Here is an 18,924-nt window from a genome sequence, read left to right as displayed (position 1 = left end):
TAGCTTTTGGCGCTTATACTATAGCGCTTATAACATTAGTTGTTGCGTTGATTAATAAAAATCAACATAAAAAATAACCGCCTAACTTTGGATGCATAGCGGTTATTTAATATACCCAAAGCAGCCACCGTTATCAACGGCTTTGCTGGGGCTAACGTTATTGGACTAACGTTAGCCTTTTCTTCTGTTTAATTATAACACAAACCGTCAAATTTTAACTTCTCTTTTATTTTTTAACGACACGTATTAATCATCCTTAATTGAAATACAATCACTGTTTTTACGCATACTTAATGCCTCATTGTTTTCCTCAATAATTCGTTTTCTATTTTTTAACATCAATACTAGTGCTAAAAACGCAATGACAGCAGGCCCGATCAATGATCCATAGGTTGTTAAATGATAAATCACAAATGTTATTAGACTAGCCGCAAAATCTATACTCGCAACTGAACTTGTTCCTACTGGAATTAGTGTTGATTGTACTATATTGGCAGCTTCCGTAAAAATTGGTGCAATTGATGTTGCGGAAACTATGCCAAATAGAAGGGCTACCAGTCCAACAATAAAAGATCTTACGATATTGCCGTTTGTATATGGCAATATCATCGGAAATAGATAGATTAATCCTGACAAACTAGCCAGCGGTAAAAATTCATTTCCAGGCATGATAACTGATAGAAATAAAATAATCGGTACTAATATTAAGGAACAAACGATTGTTGTTGGATGCCCAATTACAAGTGCGGCCGTCATCCCAATATTAAATGATCGCTTTTTAAATTTATGGCTAATTATTTCTTCTGCTCTGGTCGACATGGGCAACAAACCATCTATAAAAAGTTGAGTAACTTTAGGTATAAGGACCATTACCGCACTCAAAACCATCCCTAACTGTAACACCTTGGCAAGTGGGTAGCGTGCCAGAATACCTAGTAAAGAGCCAATTACGACGCCGAGGAAAATTGGATCTCCAAAAATTCCAATTTTTTGTTGTAATTTATCGGCATCAAAATCAAGTTTATTTATCTTTGGAAGATAGTCGATCAATTTATTGACAATAATTGCAAACGGAATAAATCCTACACAAAAAGCATTTGGTAATGATATACCTTTTAAATCACTACCATAAAAGGATTCTACCTTTTTTTGCGAAAAATCCGCACCAATAAGTGTCATAATTGTTGTTATAACTACTCCAAATATCCCTTTAAAAAAGCTATCTGTTGCTATTGCAACAATTGAACCAACAAATGCAAAATGCCAATAGTTCCATAGATCTACATTCAAGGTCCTAGTTGTTTTTGTAAAAATCATCAATACATTTATCCCAATACCCAATGGGATAGTAATAGCACCTATCTCTGTGCCATAAGCTATTGTAGAGGCAGCTGGCCAACCAATATCTAAGGTGTAAAGATGAAGATTATATATTTTTACCATAGCATTAACAGCAGGTCCTAAGTTATCTGCTAATAGCTGTGTAATAGTACTTAACCCTACAAAGCCAACACCTATTAACAGACCCGATTTAAGTGCTTTACCAAAGCTAATCTTTAATAATAAACCAAATACTAAAAAAATAATTAGCATCATTACGCTTGCACCCAAGGACATAAAATCTCTAATAAAATTCATAAGAACTCCTGTGTAATTTTAGAAATTTGGTTGTTTCCCTATATACGCTAAAATACCACCATCTACATACAATATATGTCCGTTCACAAAATCAGAAGCCTGTGAAGATAAGAATACCGCTGCACCCATTAAATCTTCAGGCGTCCCCCAACGACCTGCAGGTGTTTTAGAAATAATAAACTCATCAAACGGATGTCTTGACCCATCTGATTGTTGTTCACGTAACGGTGCTGTTTGTGGTGTTGCAATATACCCAGGTCCAATACCATTACACTGAATATTATTAGCACCATATTCTGAACAAATATTTTTGGTTAGCATCTTTAATCCACCTTTAGCAGCAGCATAAGCACTCACCGTTTCACGTCCCAACTCACTCATCATTGAACAAATATTTATAATTTTACCTTGGCCCTCTTGAATCATTTTTGGAATTACATTTTTCGCTACGATAAAAGGTCCAGTCAAATCGGTTTCAATTATTTTATTCCAATCCGCCAGACTCATTTCCTGCATAGGTACCCGTTTAATAATCCCTGCATTATTAATCAATATATTTATACTGCCCAGATCGTGTTCAATTTTTTTAATTAACTGTACTACATCTAGTTCATTAGTAATATCTGCGACATAGCCATGTACTTGAATACCTTCTGCCGCATAAGCTTTCATCCCCTTCTCTACTAACGCATCATTTATATCATTAAATGCTACAGTAGCCCCATACATTGATAACGCCTTAGCCATAGCGTAACCAATCCCATAGCTTCCACCTGTAATTAATGCTACTTTCCCTGTTAAATCAAAAGAATGCTTTGAAAATTTTTCCATAATTATTTCCTCCTTATATAATAAAAAGCAGCTAATAACTATTTCTAGTTTAAAGCTGCATTTGCCCGTTTAATTGAAACTATTTACAAATTCTCTGATACTCTCGTTTTGGCAGCCCGCATTAAAACAAGCACGGAAATTAGGCGTTAGAGACTCTTTGACTAAGTCCTGATCGACATTCTTTAACGCCTGTAATAATGGATAAGCAACTTGTGACTTAACCTTCATTAGTTTAGCAGCATTAGCATTCTGTGATTCTTTTCGTTCTGCTGGATAGCCCAATCCACTAGGGGATGAAAAGGCATTTTGAAAAATATTTTTTAAATTGATCTCAGCGCCCCAACCAAATCCTTTAGCAAACGGTATAGATAGAGCATTTCCATTATTAATTTGTAAATATAAATATGCATCTGCTGGTTCAATACAGTAGCCGCAAACAACACCTGGATAAATATTCAAGGACATTAGTGCACCTTGCCCAGTACCACACCCAGCAACAACAAAGTCTACGGCCTTTGCATTTAGAAGCAGCGCCGCTTGAATACCTAAATGTAAATAAGTTAATCTAGGATTATCTTTTGTATAAGCCTCAGGAACATCCTCAGTGCTTAGTGGTGTACTCATACCAACGTTATAAACTTGATGGTTCAGCGGTTCTACCGTATCCTTTAGCGTTTGAAGAATGAGCCCGTTCTTTGGCGCTTGACTAAATTCATTTAAAAGTGCAATTTTCAATTAAATCCCTCCATTTTATAAAAATAATGCCCGATGTAATTCCATTACATCTTTTGCTTGTTTAACCTGTTTTAACGTTTCTTCATTTCCCAATCTTGTCGCAACATCTGCTAACAACCTCAAGTGCGTTTTATCATCACTTTTTTTGTCTGCTACAGCAAATAAGAAAATTATATTAACCGGTTTTTCATCATAGGACTCCCAAGGAATCATCTGATTGGTCTTGCCGATTGCTAGGCCTGTTTTAACAACAGCGCTAGATTTACCATGGGGAATCGCAATATTATCCCCCATCCCTGTAATGCCTTGACTTTCTCTGTGATAAATATCTTCAGTATAAGCGTTGATATCAGTAACGTAGCCTTCTTTTACAAGTAACTCCGCAAGATGTTTAATAACCTCATCTTTGGTTTTCGCATTTATATTTAAATCTACAATCTTAGGATCAAACACTGATTTGACAGTTACTTCATTCATATTTTCACCTCTATTTATTAGCCGAATAAGAAATTATAGGCTTTTGTTTTATTTGTAATCCTTAGTAATTCATCTTGTAGTGATTGATTTTCTGTAAAATTAATCAAATCTCTAAAGAAGCTCTTCATCCGATTTAATTCAAATTCATTATTCATTTTTGTCGCTAAAATAAAAACCATTTGAACCATCTCATCGTCAAACCATCTAATAGGCTCATCCAATGTCATCAAATAAACAGAAGGTTCATTCACAAGCGTCATATTCCCATGAGGTACTGCTACCATATTTCCTATACTAGTTGTCGTCGTAATTTCGCGTGTCCAAACTGAATTAAAAAATTTTGAATTAACTTTACCTAAGTCTTCCATTTTTTGAATGGCATGCGCCAACAGTTCTTTTTTATTTTCAACTTTAATATTCAAACTTATAAGATTTACATCAAATAACGTCTGACTTTCTTTTGAAAAAATGACATTCATCTGTTCAGGAAGATTAAATTCATTGATCTTATTTTTAATTCTGTCTAAATCTTTGCTTGTTGGTAAACTATTGATCACTAAAACATTATCGTCGTTTATTGTTTCAGTTGAAAAAATAATTTTATTTGAAGCTATTTTTTTCTTCAGATAAGTAGCTTTAGAAACAATTTGAATGTCTTCTATTTGAGAAATATAGTGCTTTATAGATTCTACGGCCAATAAACGTTGTGCTCTGCCTAAATCAGTTATCATAATCGCATCAACTTTTTGTTGTTTTCGCAATAATGCCGTTTCTATATAGAGGACAATATAATTCAGTTCATTTTCCGTTATTTGAACACCATAATGTTCCTCAAATAACGGACTAGTTGCTAAAACACTGAGATAGATATTTTTGTACATCTTTTTAATTTGAAGATTACCGATCTTGTTTGCCTCTTGTCCATACTTCATTCTAAATATCGCTGAACGCAGATGCTGAACTAACCCATTTTCTAATTGAATATCTTTTGTAAAATCAACTCTCATAATTGAAGAAATAGATTCTATTAGTTTTTTGACGAATATTTTTAGATCCTCATCAAACTCGCTTTGATGACTAATTTGATCTAATATTTTAGGCGAATGGTTCCACTTTATTTTATTTGCAATGATAATTTGTAACGCAATAAGTTTAATATCACTTGTATTATAATGGGTATATCCTAATCCCTTAATGATTTGAAAAATATGTTCTGAAAAATTATATTCATTATAGAATTCAGTCTTTCGTAGCGTTTCATCCATATTTTTCACTGGTGTTTTGACTCTAGACAACGAAATACAAACCATTACACAAATTATTTTGAAAGAATCTTCTGTAAATTGAATGTTCCAATCATCTTCGGCCGTTTTTATTGCGATTTCGATTTGATCAACATCCACATTAGGTGCAAAGAACTTTAAAATACGTTTAAAATTTTTTGTATCTTGATAAATAGCCAGGTTCATCATTGCCTGTCTTCTAGAAAATTCATTTCCAACAAGAGAAATACCCTTACTTGGCCGCGCCTCTATCGTTAAATTATATTTATAGAACCATGGGTGTAGCTTCTCCAATGATTTATTCAGTGTTGGTACACTTTGAAAAGTAAGTTCTGAAAGTTTTTGTTTTGTAATATATTCATTTTCTTTCAAACCAAGTAGGTGCTTTATTAATGCCACCGCATCTACCTTATTGATAGAGACGTGATACGCTTCTTGTTTAAAAAATTTACTAATCTCTTTTCTTTGCTTTTCGTTAGCATTTAACCAAATACCTATACCCCGTTTTTTTACGATTCGTCCTAAATCGTTGTTAATTAGATAATCATTAATTTCGTTAATGTAAATACCTGTGGTCTTTTCAGAGAGTTTAATTTTAATTGAAATTTCACCAATAGATGTCCGTGATACATTCAGCAGTTCTTGAATTATCTGATTCTTATACTGCTTTCTCTTATCAAGATTCAATTAAACATCCCTCCTAATTAAATGTTAGGTTATTCATTACCTGCAACTAGGCTCTTTTCTTTGAAAACATATTGATTGCTCGAACCAGTTGTCCGAACATAATTTCTTACAAACCGCTTAACCCCCGCTTCAGCTGCCATACATACATGAATGTAGTCTAGCGAAGAGTCCTTGTCTAAAGCATCCAACATTGATTGTTTAGCAACTGCAAAAGCATCTGTTGCCACATTGATTTTATTAATACCGTATTTAACTGCCTTTTTTATATTTTCTTCTCCTGAACCTGAGCCTCCATGAAGAACTAGCGGCATATTTAGAGACTCTTTTAATAGCTGTAGTCTCTCAAAATCGATTTTTGGTGTTCTCCCCTTAGGGTAATTACCATGTGCTGTCCCAATTGCCACGGCTAACGCATCAACCCCAGTTTCGTTAACAAATTCAATTGCTTGCTCTGGATCGGTATACAAGTCTAAGTTATGATCGTCATCATCTGAAGCCTGCCCAACATGTCCCAATTCCGCCTCAACAGAACACCCATTAGCATGTGCAAAAGCACAGACTAGTTTTGTTTTTTCTAAATTTTCTTCATAAGGTAAACTTGATCCGTCAAACATCACATTAGTGAAACCGTGTTTGATGCAATCGATAATAATCTCTAAATCACCACAGTGGTCTAAATTAAGTGCAATAGGGACATAGGCACGATCGCTAAGTTCCTTAATCATAGGTACAATTTCTTCTTTATGACCTAAATTTCCCATCTGTCCTGGGCCAATTTGAATAATCAATGGTGCATGCTCTTCATTTGCTGCCGTTATTCCAGCACGAATCATTTCCATATTGACACTATTCATGGCCATAACACCATAATTTTTTTTATTTGCCTCATCTAAAATAGATTTCATGGTTACTAACATAAGAAAGACCCTCCAATAAATTTATTCAACACTGATGTCAAAATCGATACTTTCATCATCTAATTCTTCATTCTCTTCATCTGTTGCAGTCTCTGGCCGTTTTAAAACAGCATATACAATTCCTGTAACTGCGGAGCCAACTAATAATGCCAGTAAGAAATAAAGAGGATGTGTCATCATCGGAACAACAAAGACGCCCCCATGAGCAGCTGGAGATTCACAGCCTAATCCTAAAGCTATAGCACCCGCTGCAGATGACCCTAATACCGAACTGATAATAAAACGAATTGGATCTGCTGCCGCAAAAGGTAAAACACCTTCAGTAATAAAACAAAGACCCATTGGTAAAGCTGTTTTTGCAGTCTCTACTTGTTCACGACTAAATTTCTTTTTAGCAATCATTACCGCAATAAAAGCGCCTATTGGTGGTGTCATACCACCAATAAGTTTTGCAGCCCAAGGTGCGAAGATACCATCTGCCCCTAATGCGTTAGCCGCAAGAGAAGCAGTTTTATTAACTGGGCCACCCAAGTCAAAGCCCATACAAGCCCCAATAACAGCCCCGATTATTGCTTTTGAACCACCATTTAAACTAATAATCCAATTTTGAAATTTGATCATAATAAAGGCTAATGGCTGTGAAAGGAAAACGGTGAATAGCATACCGACCACAAATGTCGTAATCACAGGAATAATTAATACCGGCATTAATCCGTTCATCCATTTCGGTACCTTCCACTTTTTCATGAAATTAACAAAATAACCGACTGCAAAAGCTAGAATTAAACCTCCAATAAAACCTGCCTTTGTATCATTAGCGACATAACCCAAGATAAACGCTGGTGCAATCCCGGGCCGACCAGCAATAGAATAAGCTGTCCCTGCGGCCATTACTGCAACCGCAAATGTCATGGCGTAAGAACCTATTTGGTTCACACCCCACCAAAAACCAGTCCAAGAAAACGGATCCAAATTAGACCATGGTGTTACACCAGGTTGCACAGCGTCCCCAATGTTATAGCCACCAAACCCTTTTGCTAATGCCCCTAAGATCCCACCTGCAACAACAATCGGGATCATATAAGAAATACCTGTCATAACATGCTTTTTAATTTGCAAGTTTTTACGACTCATTATTTAAACCTCCCAACCCTATAGAGCGGTTTCCATTTTTTCGTGAATTTTTTTGATAACACCTTTTGGAGACTTCATAACTAGGCTAATTGGAATTGCCACTACTTTTTTTCCTTTGAATCTAGATTTATCAACCCCAATATCCGTTGCAAGTAAAACCACATCTGCCTTTTTAATATCTTCAGCTGTTAGTACATTTTCTGGACCAATGGAACCTTGTGTTTCGATCTTTATTTCGTCTCCCATTGAAATGGCTGCCTTTTCAATCTTCTCTTTAGCGATGTAAGTATGTGCAATACCTGCAACACATGCCGTAATACCGATGATTTTCATTATAAGTACCCCTCTCTATTCAATTAATAAGATCTTATGACCTCATTATATTAGATATTGTTCAAAACTGATCAAGCATGTTTACTGTATCAATCCGGTACTTCTTTATTAAGGAGGATATCTACCGTTTCATTCAACCTGTTAGCTATCTATGCTAAGCTTGTACAAAAAGGCGGTTTGTTTATGGATCAATTAACGTATTATACGCTCAACAATACTGTAAAAATTCCAAAGATAGGCTTTGGTACCTGGCAAACACCAAGTGGTAGTATCACTGAAAAATCTGTTCTTAACGCCATTCAGTGTGGTTACCGTTTGATCGACACTGCAGCTATTTATGGTAATGAAGTCTCAGTTGGCCACGCAATTAAGCAGAGTGGCATTAATAGAAGCGATCTTTTTGTAACTACTAAACTCTGAAATGCAGATCATGGCTATCGCAGAACTAAGTTAGCAATAGATAAATCTTTGATGGCTTTAAATCTAGACTACTTGGACCTATATTTAATTCATTGGCCCAATCCTGTGAAACTAAGGGATCGTTGGGCTGAAACAAATGCTGCTTCTTGGTTGGCTATGGAAGAAGCCGTTGAATCAGGAAAAATTCGAGCAATTGGTGTTTCAAATTTTAGAAAAAATCATTTCGATGAATTATTTAAAACAGCCGTTATAAAACCAGCTGTTAATCAAATATTCATAAATCCTAGCGACTTACAGCCAAAAGTCACTAATTATAACAAATCCCACGGTATATTAACTGAAGCATACAGTCCTCTAGGTACTGGTAATCTCTTTAATATACCAGAACTAAAGCAACTGGCTGCTGAATATAATCGAAGTATCGCCCAAATTGCACTTAAATGGAGCTTACAACATGGTTTCTTACCACTGCCTAAGTCAATTCATCGTGATAGAATTGCAACTAATATAAAATTATTTGATTTTGAAATTTCAAAAAAAGATATGGAAACTATTGATAGTTTAGAGGGGCGTGCCGGTTTAGCTCAAGACCCTGATCAACGTAATTTATAAGTTCGTTAATCCTCCAAAAATTCCAAATAAAAAAACCAGAAATAGGCTATTAATCCGTATTTCTGGTTTCTTATTGTGAAAATTATTATATACTCTCAATTCCGAATAAAATAATTGCTTTTTATTGACAGTCAATAAGCCCTGCCTCAAGCCAAAATTCAGTGGTACCTCTAAATACACCGCCTAAATCCCTTTAAAACACTAGTTTAACTGCCAAATTCTGCGCTTTGAATTACGGAAAAAGGAAAATATTTACGCAAGATAAATGTCATAATGATACTGCCAGAAAGCCACTAAAGGACGTGATCATCATGAATAAATTTTGCATGCTAAGTTGCGCGACATTACTGGGATTATCCCTTGCAACCGCAAAACCGATGATCCCAGGATTTCAGACACAGCAACCGCATTATGTAAAAGCCGCAATTTCTCCCGGTACGGCCACAAACGCAGCCGCTACCACAACCATTCGTTTTTCTCCAAATTTAGATCATGTTAGAGCTTTAATGTTCTATGCGATTAATCAATTGCGCCAGCAAAATGGTTTACACCCATTACAGTATAACCAAAGCATTACCAATGCTTGGTCGCAGACAATTGTTGATCGTAATGCGACTCAGAGCACCTTAAGCCATGATATGACCGATGAATCCCACGCATTAAATAGTATTGGTTATTATTTCTTTGGCGAGAATCTTGCAATGACGCCAATCAACACGTATATTCGTTCTGGTGGTGCTTTACTAAATCCCATTACAAATGATGAACAGTTGGCCATTGCACTCGTCACTCAATACTATGACGATGTTGGCGTTACAGATTATGGTCATCGCAAAAATCTTTTGAATCCTTGGTTCACACAAGTTGGTATGGCCTTTACTAAAACAACAGATGCAAATGGCGTCACTCGAGTTTATAACAGTCTGGACTTTGCAGGTGTTGCAACTGCTGCTACTAATTCAGCCATCAACAATTATGTGTCCTACAGTTCTGAAAGCGGTGTTAATGAATCTACTTGGCCAACACACTACACACCATTAAGCGAAACTTATATTAACTGGCAATCTGGTATCTATGGTGTGATTAATGACAAAGCTGGCTTAGATCTGTGGACTGGCTATGGTCAAAACCGCAGTTACTCCGGGCGGGTCCTGCCTTATGGTAGCGCTTGGAAAATCGATGGTACTAAAGTTGACAGTAACGGTACACTTTGGTATTTAGTGGGTCCTAATCAATGGTTAGATAGCAACTATGTTAACGTTTATGGTTGGTGACCCGGGTTAATTATAAATTGTTATTTGAGGCAGGTATAACTTGATGCATATACGGATACGGTATTTAAAAAGAGCCAAAATCATTGTTTTAAACGCATGATTTTGACTCTTTTATTTGGTTTTTTTGAAACGTGTTCAGGGTCACTGACTTTTCACATAACTACAAATTACTCGTAAGCCAATGTCGGGCTTCCATCATAATTTTAGGTTATGCTCGAAGTCAAATTCGTGGCCCTTCACACTCTGATTTGAAACCTGTTCAGGGTCACTGACTTTTCACATAACTACAAATTACTCGTAAGCCAATGTCGGGCTTCCATCATAATTTTAGGTTATGCTCGAAGTCAAATTCGTGGCCCTTCACACTCTGATTTGAAACCTGTTCAGGGTCACTGACTTTTCACATAACTACAAATTACTCGTAAGCCAATGTCGGGCTTCCATCATAATTTTAGGTTATGCTCGAAGTCAAATTCGTGGCCCTTCACACTCTGTACTTGTTTACTGTAAGGTTACATCGCTACTGTTGACCCAACGCCAACCTTGGCCTTGTTTATTTAACAAGTAATAAGTGGCGCCATCACCAGTTTTAATGCGTTTGGTAATTTCTAATACTTGTGTGTTTTGCTTATCAGCTGTAATCATCTGGCCGTCAACATAATAATAAGTTTGTGTGCCAAAGCCAATCTTACCCTTACCGCTGAAACTTTCTTCAGAACTAACCGAGCCTACTGTAGAAATATTACTTAACAGAGAAGCTTTAACCCAACGTAAATCACGGTTTGTACTAACTAAATAGTAAACGTCCCCTTTTTGGGTTGTGATCTTTTGTTGAATATTTACATTTTGCCCACCAAACTTATCAGCCGCACTAAAGCCGCCGTCTATGAAATAATAAGTCTGGCCGTAATTCATATAAGCCGTCCCATTATAGGCCGTTTGGTTCACAATCTTATCTTCATTAATACTGCTCAGATCATAGTTGCTGACCCAACGCAGTCCCCGAGTAGTATTAACTAAATAATAAATCTTACCTGCTTGCGTCTGAATTTTTTGTTGGATGGTTACCCCTTGATTACCAAAACGATCTGCAGCAGTGAACCCACCATTGACATAGTAATAAGTCTGAACATTGCTATTCATCGTTGCCGAACCCATCATGTTCTGTTGACTGGTCGTTGTATCAGTAGTTGTAGCCACATAAGACAACGTATTGGTGTTAATCCAAAATTCACCGTTTCCATTATTACCCATCAGCGCCATCTCTACACCATTCTTAGTCTTGGCAATCTTATAAACATCATAAGTCTGGCCATTATAACTTGAACTAGAACCAAAAGATTGGAACGTGTTGTCTAATAAATAATAGACCCCATTTGTTGAACTGCCATTAATTCTGGCCCGTTTTGTAACATCAGTAATTGATGTTGGTGAGTCCAAATTAGAAGACGTATTACCACCAGTGTTCCCGCCAGTATTGCCACCGGTAGAACCCCCGAGTTGGTTATACTTTTGAACTACTAAATCATAAAATTGATCCATACTGTAGCCCCAAGTACTGAAGTAGCCCACAGGATCCGTATGATTTGTCCCGCCAAGCCACTTAGAAACCGCATTATGCGACCAAATTGTCCCAGAACCAGTATTATCCGCTAATGACGGCTTCAACCCATATTGTTTTAATAAATAAGCCACATAATAAGCATCGTTATTTACGGAACGGGCAAAGTTATCCGTTGTATGTTCCCGTACTAATTCAATTTGAATATAGCGATAGTTCGCCACTGGACCAGCGCCCCAAACCCCATATCCAGTTGGATGGATATTGATGATCTGACTGTGGTCCACAAAAGCATGGACATAAGAATAAATGCTGCTCCAATTGTTCATCATATAACTTACTTCACCGGAAATTACGGAAGTCGGATTGGCCGTTTCATGAATCACAATCCCCTCTGGCTTGCCTACCCCGTTACGATAACCAAAATAATTCGTAAACGTTGAATTATAAGTCGTAATCGACGGATTACCAAAACCTTGTTGATTAATATAGTTATTAATATAACTCGCAGCTTGTACTTTCCCAGCCTGTGGTTCATTCGCATTTTGAATCTCATTAGTCGTTACCGTTGCAGCACCAGCTAACAAAGCCGCACTGAACAAAGAAACGAGGACACGTTTTGATTTCTTCATTATAATTTCTCCTTAAGTCTCCTAAAACCTAGAACTAAACCCACTTAGTTCAATTACAACCATAACATATTATCGTAAAATCGTAAGAAATTTCACAGAATTGTAATCTGATTGAAAAGAGCATGAAAAGCTAAATTAATCTAACCGTTTTTTTGGCATTAATTTGAATTTAGCTTACACCCATCCAGATCACCGATAACCCCAATTTTGCACCAAAATTAATGCAATAATGACCGCAATACCGTCAAAACAACACGCCGATCATTACGCAACGTCCGCGGCGTCACCTGAAATTCAGTCGCTAACTGACTCAGTTTTTCCCCCGCCAAAAAATGCCGTTGCAATAAAAGCCGCTGCCGTTTGGTCAACACCACTTGCCCCTGTCGGATAGCATCCATCAATAACACCTGATCCGCTGGAAAAGCCGATATTAACATCGCCGGCGTCTGTGTTTCATCATCATCTAAACAAATCTGACTATGACTTTGTAACCACTGATCTCGGCGCAATAAATTCCGAATATGCCAGCGAATTGCCTGAAACGCATATAAATTAAAAGCCGCCAACTCAAAATCCTCATGCGCCTGCCGATAAGTCACATACCGCTGCGCATAAACCAAGAACCCCTCCTGCACAAAATCTGCCCAATAAGTGTTCTTCCGCCAAATCCGCTCTTTTTTCAAAGCACCATAAATTACTTTTTGTTGGGACACCGCAAAACGCCAGCCCTCTAATAAATGTTGTTCATTCTCTACTACCACGTTGGCACCTCCAATTGTTGTGCCACAGGCCTGTGGTAGTTTCACTATAGTTGTTCAAAGCCGATTCGCCTATCCGACATAAACACAAAAAAAGCCTGATTAATCAGGCTTGATAGAAATTAAATTTATTTAAATGGCGCTCTTATCAGGTTTAAAATAAAATACGTCGTTAATCAAATTTTTTTAACCGATCGTAACTACGGAATCCGGAAGCCAGATAGTCCGAGCGAATTGTCGTATCCGGCCACTCCTTTGCCGGGTACAGGCAATCCCCTAACAATTGTTCAAAATGCCGGCTGAAATCCCTAAAACTCACTTGTTGCTCCCGCAATAATTGATGTCCTAGACAATCACATGTGTAAAATCCAAGCAGCTGCTCGTTTTTAGCTAATAATAGACCACAAGACTGTGCCACTTCTTGAAGTAGCGCCACTAATAACTCACTATACAGCACGGCCAGATGCATTAACTTCTCAAAATCACCTTTGTATTCAACCGTCGCCCGTAACCCTCGACGCCAGATTAGTTCCCGTTTTCGTTCTTGACCCATATAGTGAATCAAATGTTGAACCCCCACCCAATCAGATTCACCATGACTCGCACTCGTTAAAGGCACAAATGTCTGCCGCCCAAAACTCAAGGGCAGCACCCGATGCTTTAGTGGCAGCAGCTGCTTAATAATTCTTGGACAGATCAGTGTTAGCGGACTACGATTAAGAAAACGACTAATTAACTGTCGTGTTCGCCTAGGCGTAGCAACTAATCCGCGTTCTAAATCTAAAATCACTGTGGCATACTGAAAATTCATCTGGGTCATATCTAAAATCAGTAACGTGTTCAAACTAATTTCAAAAGCTGGATCAACTTCTAAAATTTTATCAAAGCGATGTTCAACCAGTCCCCGTTTTGTAACAATTTGGGCATGTAATAGCCACCGTTGATCATAATTCATTTTTTTACTCCATAATTGTATCGCTAGCATCCTATATTAATGGGTAATCATACCACGATAAATAGCTATTCACAAACAAAAAATGCATTAAGTTTCTCATAAAATACTTAAAAATAATTATTTCAGCATTCTGCTTATATAAACCGATTATATATAATGATTACATAATTAATTTTCCATATATCATCTAGTTAAATCAAGATGGCTTAAATATAAAAAGGCTAAATCTGTAAATAATCGTTGCACAAATGCAACAGTTAGTTTACTATTATGTTATACTTTAGTTCATAAACAGAGGTGAAATCATGGCTTCAATTGGTGTTAGAATAAAAGAAAGACGTAAGGCAATTGGACTGTCAGCAGACACGCTTGCGGATAAACTTGGTTTAAATCGAGCAACTATTTTTCGTTATGAAAGCGGTGCAGTTAAAGATATTCCAGTCTCTATTTTAAAAGAATTAGCGCTATCACTGCAGACTACACCTGCTTACTTAATGGGCTGGGAGACACAAAAAAATGCAAATAGTGAATTAATCGCTGCACATATAGATAAAAATGCAACACCCGAGGAAATTGAAGACATTATCCAATACATTGAATTTAGGAAACGTAAGGTAAAGGACTAAGCACTTGGGGCATCAATTACGATTAAATTTATAGTGATTTATCTCATTATAATTTAATATTTTTGGACACTGTACTTTCTTGAAATATGGGGGGCAAAGAAAATGAAACACAAAGTTATGGGTAGCTTAATCTTCATCTGTTCATTATTGTTGTTTTTCATTCCAACACACACCGTTTATGGAGCTGATGTTAATGGCGAGGCATCTAGTGATGTCATCTTTACGGTCAGGGATTCTTCTTTTTTGGCACTTAATCCTGACTATCTTGAGGATGGACTGTCCGGTTTTGACAGACGCTTATTCATTGGTGCAGCTATTGAGGACTCCTTTGTACCTGGACTTTCGACCTGGAAAATTCAACTTTATCCAGGCCCATGGGTAGGTTCTGGCGAATCCACCCCATGGTATGTTTTGTCTAGCGAACTTTACCAAGTTGGGGATAATTTATATCTTACCAGTAAACAGGCTGTTCGAATCCCAGTCAATCAAATTTCAAAGAAATCACTTGGATTCTATCCTGGCTCTTTTAGCACCGAATGGGCTGCAGTGTGGCAGAGCTTTTATCAAGCAACCATCAAGAATAATCGTGCTGTAACACTCTGGAAAACACCGGCCTATGATACCCCCGTTCAATGGGTTGCCCCTGACACAACTTGGCTTATTAATCGAGCTTATTTCTCATACGATACGGGCCTATGGTTTGATATAGGCGCTGATCAATGGGTATCAGCTAACTATCTCTATCCAAACCTTGGAAAAGTTACGTGGTCATCCTTGCTTGATTAAAATTCAGTAGGTATTTTTCCCAAATCTTGGAGACCGCTCTCTTTTTAGCAAATAAATATTATTATTAAAAACGCATAAATCATACTTATTAAATATGATTTATGCGTTTTATTATGATTTATATTATGAATTAAATAGGTTTATCATGTTAAGCACCAAAGATATCATTAAAACTATATTTGTTAATTTGTGTCATTGGAATTCTAGTAATATTATACTTCTCGAGCAAGCTTTCTCTAACACCATGTGAATAATTATCCCAAGCGGCATCCTCCTTACCACCACCATAACCAAAATTAAAGCCAATTTTATAGCCATTTTTCCTTAAATGTAATCTAGTTGTATCATTACGACTACCATACGGATAAGCATATGAGCGCACTGTAATACCCAATTGTTTTTCAATTTGATTTTTTGAATCTGCAACCTGTCGGATAACCTCATCAAGTGACGCTGTTGCATCTGGATAATGTTCGATATTATGACAACCAATACCAAATTGTGTCCTGTTCAGTTTCTTTAATGCATTCCAATTACTACTATTCTTCATCTTACCAACCGTTACAAAGAGCAAGGCATTAAAACCATAATCTTGCAACGTTGCCACAATACTTGGATTAGTACCAATAGGATCTACCCAACTTGAATAGAAGTCGTCAAAGGTTAATAAAACGGACTTAGCTGGAATACTCTTACCTTCTAATAAAGCACCTAACGCCTCATCTCCAGTCATTTTTATATATGTTTATTATTAATGAGATTAGTGGTATAATTTTATTATCAAAAGGAGGGACTAAAATGAAATCAAAAAAAGCATTTACACTACTTTTCTCTTTAATTCTGTTACTAGAGCTATTAGTACCTATCGCAAAAGTCCAAGCCGAAGGAATACTGTATGGTTTTAGAGAAAAGGACCAATTCTACGACTACTCTTCTGTCGCAACTGTCAGTGGGCAATGGGGTGCCAACCTTTTCGAAGGAAATGACCGAGAAAAGAAGTTTCTGAAAATATTGCCCAAAAATTCTCAGTGGCAAGTGTACGGGTATACAAGCCGTTATGATGGCTTTTATTATTGGGCTGGCGGTGATCTGTGGATTCAAGCAAAACAAGTTCGAGTTCCCGTTTATGATGACAATGATGCACTCTTGAGTACTGTTACCCGATATCACGATGAGAATGAGGCAGATAGCAGATGGCATGTTATTTACCATGGCTATAATAGTCCGTACGGAAATTATTGGGGGGATAGGTTCTGGGAGGTAAAGGATCAATCTATTTTTTACCCACAATACTTTTACCACTTCATTGTTTATCCAAATGGTGATGCCTATCAGATAGATATAGACGGAGCCCCATTCAATTAAAGTTAATTCCACTATAATTCAGGACAACTAGAAGACAGCTGATTCTAGTTGTTTTTTATTACAGCAAAAAAAGCCCAATTCAAAATTGAATTGGACTTTTAACATTAATTTTATCAGTAAATAACGCTTAGTTGCGTATTATGCTGGGTAGTAATCACCGTTAGCAGCAGTAACCCATTGGCTATCGTTGCCTAACTTCAATGATTGTTTACCATTGATGTAGCTAGCAGCAAAGACTTGGTATGAACCAGAAGCAGAAATAGATCCTGTCTTTTGGCCATTGATGTTTGTCAACGTTGTGCCAGCTTCAAGAACGATATTACCGCCCCAAGTAGCAACACGTGTTAAGTTATTAGCGTTAACCCATTGGCCACCACCTAAGTCATAAGACTTAATGTTGCCATTAGCATCTGTAGCATAGTGGAATGCAGACCATTCAGTGCACCAAGTCATTAAGGTCTTGCTTTGACCATTTTCATAATATGGTGTTGTCATAGCAGCATCACTATAAACTTGTAATGGTTGGTAGTTAGAGTAAAGCGCATCCCCAGATACCGTGTTCTTAATTGTTAAACCACTATTGTTATTGTTGTTATTGTCATCAGATGTTGTAACATCAGAAGCTTTAACCCATTGGCCGTTGCCTAAGTCATAAGCTACAATATCGCCATCAGCATCTTTAGCTGTCCGAGTAACACCCCATTCAGCATAATCTGTGCTTAAAGTGCTGCCAGATTTTTGTGTTGTTGCGGCATCGTTGTAAACAACGACTGCTTTTTTAGCAGAGTTAACTGTTAATTGACCAGAAGGTACAGTGGTGATTGCTAAATCAGAATCTGTATCTGTATCTGTAGTAACATCAGAAGCCTTGATCCAATAAGTATCAGTACCATCTTTGATGCGATATGCAAAACTATCACCATCTTGGTCTATTAAAATAGCTGTGTAATTTAAAGTTTGATTCTTAGCATAGCGACTTGTAGAATCTACAAATCCGTTGTTTAAATCTGAATCATAAGCAACTGTTGTTTTAGTTGTTTTAATAGTCCCTTTAGCAATCAATTGATCTAATGTAACTACATTAACATCGCCAGCTTTAACGTATTGGTTATCACCAACTTTATAAGATACAATATCGCCATCAGTGTCTTTACCTGCAGCAAGTGCCAAAGTATCACCATCATCAGCAATGGTATTCTTAGTAACAGAAGTTGTTGTTAGGTCGCTATAGATTTTAGCTGTTGCACTTTTAGCATTAACAAAAGTCTTAGCATTTGCTAAAGCCACTTCTGTCACTTTACTTGTAGTTGACAGGTTGCTCATTGCAGTATCCCCACCAGCAGTCACTGCAGTATTGATTGTTTTGTCACTTAATAGTTTAAAGGTTGTAACGTTAGCACTAGTACCATTGCTAATGTTGTACAAAGTAATTGGTGAAGCCAATACTAATTCAGCGCCATCAGCAGGTGTATTGACGTCATTACCATCAGGAGTTGCTGTTGTGCTAATTTTATCTCCGTTAGCATCATAAAACGCAGTTACCACATTATTTTTAATATCTACTGTAGCAACAGTATCAACTTTAGTTTTATCATTTTTAGTGAAACTTGATACAGCAACTCCTGTCGCGTTAATTGGTGTAGCAGTACTCGTTGTAGCATCATCGGCCGCTTGCACAATACCCACTTGACTACTTGCAGAGATAACTGGTGTTGCGATTGGTGCTACAGCTAATAAGGCAGCAGCTGCAATACCGGCATATTTGATCTTTGAATTCTTCATTATAAAATTTCCTCCTTGAAAACTTACAATTCATCTTACCTAAGTCGCTCATATAATAGCCATTATATCATTTGTACATTCAGAAATACGGCTATAGTTCATTATAACACGATTCTTT

General features: G+C 37.0%; 18 protein-coding genes and 1 pseudogene. 6 read left to right on the top strand and 13 right to left on the bottom strand.

Translation table 11 applies throughout. The features are described from left to right. Positions 1 to 77, top strand: a 77-nt coding sequence (locus EKM93_RS13805) for a putative holin-like toxin (protein WP_125715082.1), incomplete at its 5' end; no start/stop codon positions are given. Positions 78 to 246: 169 nt separating this feature from the next. Here the strand turns inward: EKM93_RS13805 and EKM93_RS08855 are convergent. From EKM93_RS08855 to EKM93_RS08820, 8 genes are all read right to left on the bottom strand, one after another. Continuing rightward, entirely contained in the window at positions 247 to 1,638 is a 1,392-nt protein-coding gene (locus tag EKM93_RS08855; RefSeq protein WP_125715075.1) for a PTS galactitol transporter subunit IIC, read from the bottom strand. Between the two features lie 18 nt (positions 1,639 to 1,656). Next, positions 1,657 to 2,475, bottom strand: a complete 819-nt coding sequence (locus EKM93_RS08850; RefSeq protein ID WP_376923069.1) for a gluconate 5-dehydrogenase — start codon at positions 2,473 to 2,475, stop codon at positions 1,657 to 1,659. Between the two features lie 63 nt (positions 2,476 to 2,538). After that, complete coding sequence (locus EKM93_RS08845; protein WP_125715071.1) at positions 2,539 to 3,204, bottom strand: RpiB/LacA/LacB family sugar-phosphate isomerase; 666 nt, start codon at positions 3,202 to 3,204, stop codon at positions 2,539 to 2,541. A gap of 15 nt (positions 3,205 to 3,219) precedes the next feature. Continuing rightward, positions 3,220 to 3,681, bottom strand: coding sequence for a PTS sugar transporter subunit IIA (locus EKM93_RS08840; RefSeq protein WP_125715069.1), 462 nt, complete (start codon positions 3,679 to 3,681; stop codon positions 3,220 to 3,222). Positions 3,682 to 3,698: 17 nt separating this feature from the next. Beyond that, positions 3,699 to 5,651, bottom strand: a complete 1,953-nt coding sequence (locus tag EKM93_RS08835; protein WP_125715067.1) for a BglG family transcription antiterminator — start codon at positions 5,649 to 5,651, stop codon at positions 3,699 to 3,701. 29 nt (positions 5,652 to 5,680) lie between these two features. Beyond that, the gene (locus EKM93_RS08830; RefSeq protein ID WP_125715065.1) at positions 5,681 to 6,568 is read right to left on the bottom strand and encodes a class II fructose-bisphosphate aldolase; all 888 of its coding nucleotides are present in this window, start codon (positions 6,566 to 6,568) and stop codon (positions 5,681 to 5,683) included. Positions 6,569 to 6,589: 21 nt separating this feature from the next. Next, complete coding sequence (locus EKM93_RS08825) at positions 6,590 to 7,702, bottom strand: PTS fructose transporter subunit IIC (protein WP_125715063.1); 1,113 nt, start codon at positions 7,700 to 7,702, stop codon at positions 6,590 to 6,592. An 18-nt stretch (positions 7,703 to 7,720) separates the two neighbouring features. Continuing rightward, complete coding sequence (locus EKM93_RS08820) at positions 7,721 to 8,035, bottom strand: PTS fructose transporter subunit IIB (RefSeq protein ID WP_125715061.1); 315 nt, start codon at positions 8,033 to 8,035, stop codon at positions 7,721 to 7,723. A gap of 183 nt (positions 8,036 to 8,218) precedes the next feature. Between EKM93_RS08820 and EKM93_RS08815 the strand changes: the two are divergent. Beyond that, a pseudogene (locus EKM93_RS08815) lies at positions 8,219 to 9,067 on the top strand (aldo/keto reductase). A 311-nt stretch (positions 9,068 to 9,378) separates the two neighbouring features. After that, positions 9,379 to 10,341, top strand: a complete 963-nt coding sequence (locus EKM93_RS08810; protein WP_125715060.1) for a CAP domain-containing protein — start codon at positions 9,379 to 9,381, stop codon at positions 10,339 to 10,341. Between the two features lie 501 nt (positions 10,342 to 10,842). On the opposite strand, the gene EKM93_RS08805 is transcribed toward EKM93_RS08810, so the two are convergent. The 3 genes from EKM93_RS08805 to EKM93_RS08795 all read right to left on the bottom strand — a co-directional run bounded on the left by EKM93_RS08805 (position 10,843) and on the right by EKM93_RS08795 (position 14,247). Continuing rightward, a complete protein-coding gene (locus tag EKM93_RS08805) occupies positions 10,843 to 12,534 on the bottom strand; it encodes an N-acetylmuramoyl-L-alanine amidase (RefSeq protein WP_125715058.1) in 1,692 nt (563 codons plus the stop codon). Between the two features lie 218 nt (positions 12,535 to 12,752). Then, positions 12,753 to 13,295 carry a sigma-70 family RNA polymerase sigma factor gene (locus EKM93_RS08800; RefSeq protein ID WP_125715056.1) on the bottom strand — a complete coding sequence of 181 codons (543 nt, stop codon included), beginning with the start codon at positions 13,293 to 13,295 and terminating at the stop codon, positions 12,753 to 12,755. Between the two features lie 169 nt (positions 13,296 to 13,464). Continuing rightward, a complete protein-coding gene (locus EKM93_RS08795) occupies positions 13,465 to 14,247 on the bottom strand; it encodes a hypothetical protein (protein ID WP_125715054.1) in 783 nt (260 codons plus the stop codon). Between the two features lie 305 nt (positions 14,248 to 14,552). On the opposite strand from EKM93_RS08795, the gene EKM93_RS08790 reads away from it, so the two are divergent. Both EKM93_RS08790 and EKM93_RS08785 read left to right on the top strand, forming a co-directional pair. Further along, the gene (locus tag EKM93_RS08790; protein ID WP_125715052.1) at positions 14,553 to 14,873 is read left to right on the top strand and encodes a helix-turn-helix domain-containing protein; all 321 of its coding nucleotides are present in this window, start codon (positions 14,553 to 14,555) and stop codon (positions 14,871 to 14,873) included. 102 nt (positions 14,874 to 14,975) lie between these two features. After that, positions 14,976 to 15,659 carry a hypothetical protein gene (locus EKM93_RS08785; RefSeq protein ID WP_125715050.1) on the top strand — a complete coding sequence of 228 codons (684 nt, stop codon included), beginning with the start codon at positions 14,976 to 14,978 and terminating at the stop codon, positions 15,657 to 15,659. Positions 15,660 to 15,807: 148 nt separating this feature from the next. Here the strand turns inward: EKM93_RS08785 and EKM93_RS08780 are convergent, their stop codons facing one another. Continuing rightward, positions 15,808 to 16,392, bottom strand: coding sequence for a polysaccharide deacetylase family protein (locus EKM93_RS08780; protein ID WP_125715048.1), 585 nt, complete (start codon positions 16,390 to 16,392; stop codon positions 15,808 to 15,810). Positions 16,393 to 16,457: 65 nt separating this feature from the next. On the opposite strand from EKM93_RS08780, the gene EKM93_RS08775 reads away from it, so the two are divergent. Further along, positions 16,458 to 17,024 (top strand): hypothetical protein, encoded by a 567-nt coding sequence (locus tag EKM93_RS08775; protein WP_125715046.1) that lies wholly within the window; start codon positions 16,458 to 16,460, stop codon positions 17,022 to 17,024. A gap of 138 nt (positions 17,025 to 17,162) precedes the next feature. Here the strand turns inward: EKM93_RS08775 and EKM93_RS08770 are convergent, their stop codons facing one another. Further along, positions 17,163 to 18,806: a hypothetical protein gene (locus EKM93_RS08770; RefSeq protein ID WP_125715044.1), complete on the bottom strand. Its 1,644-nt coding sequence runs from the start codon at positions 18,804 to 18,806 to the stop codon at positions 17,163 to 17,165. Positions 18,807 to 18,924: the final 118 nt, after the last annotated feature.

Origin of the sequence: Agrilactobacillus yilanensis (assembly GCF_003946725.1) — a bacterium.
Lineage (GTDB): Bacteria > Bacillota > Bacilli > Lactobacillales > Lactobacillaceae > Agrilactobacillus > Agrilactobacillus yilanensis.
This window is presented reverse-complemented; position numbering and strand designations above follow the sequence as displayed.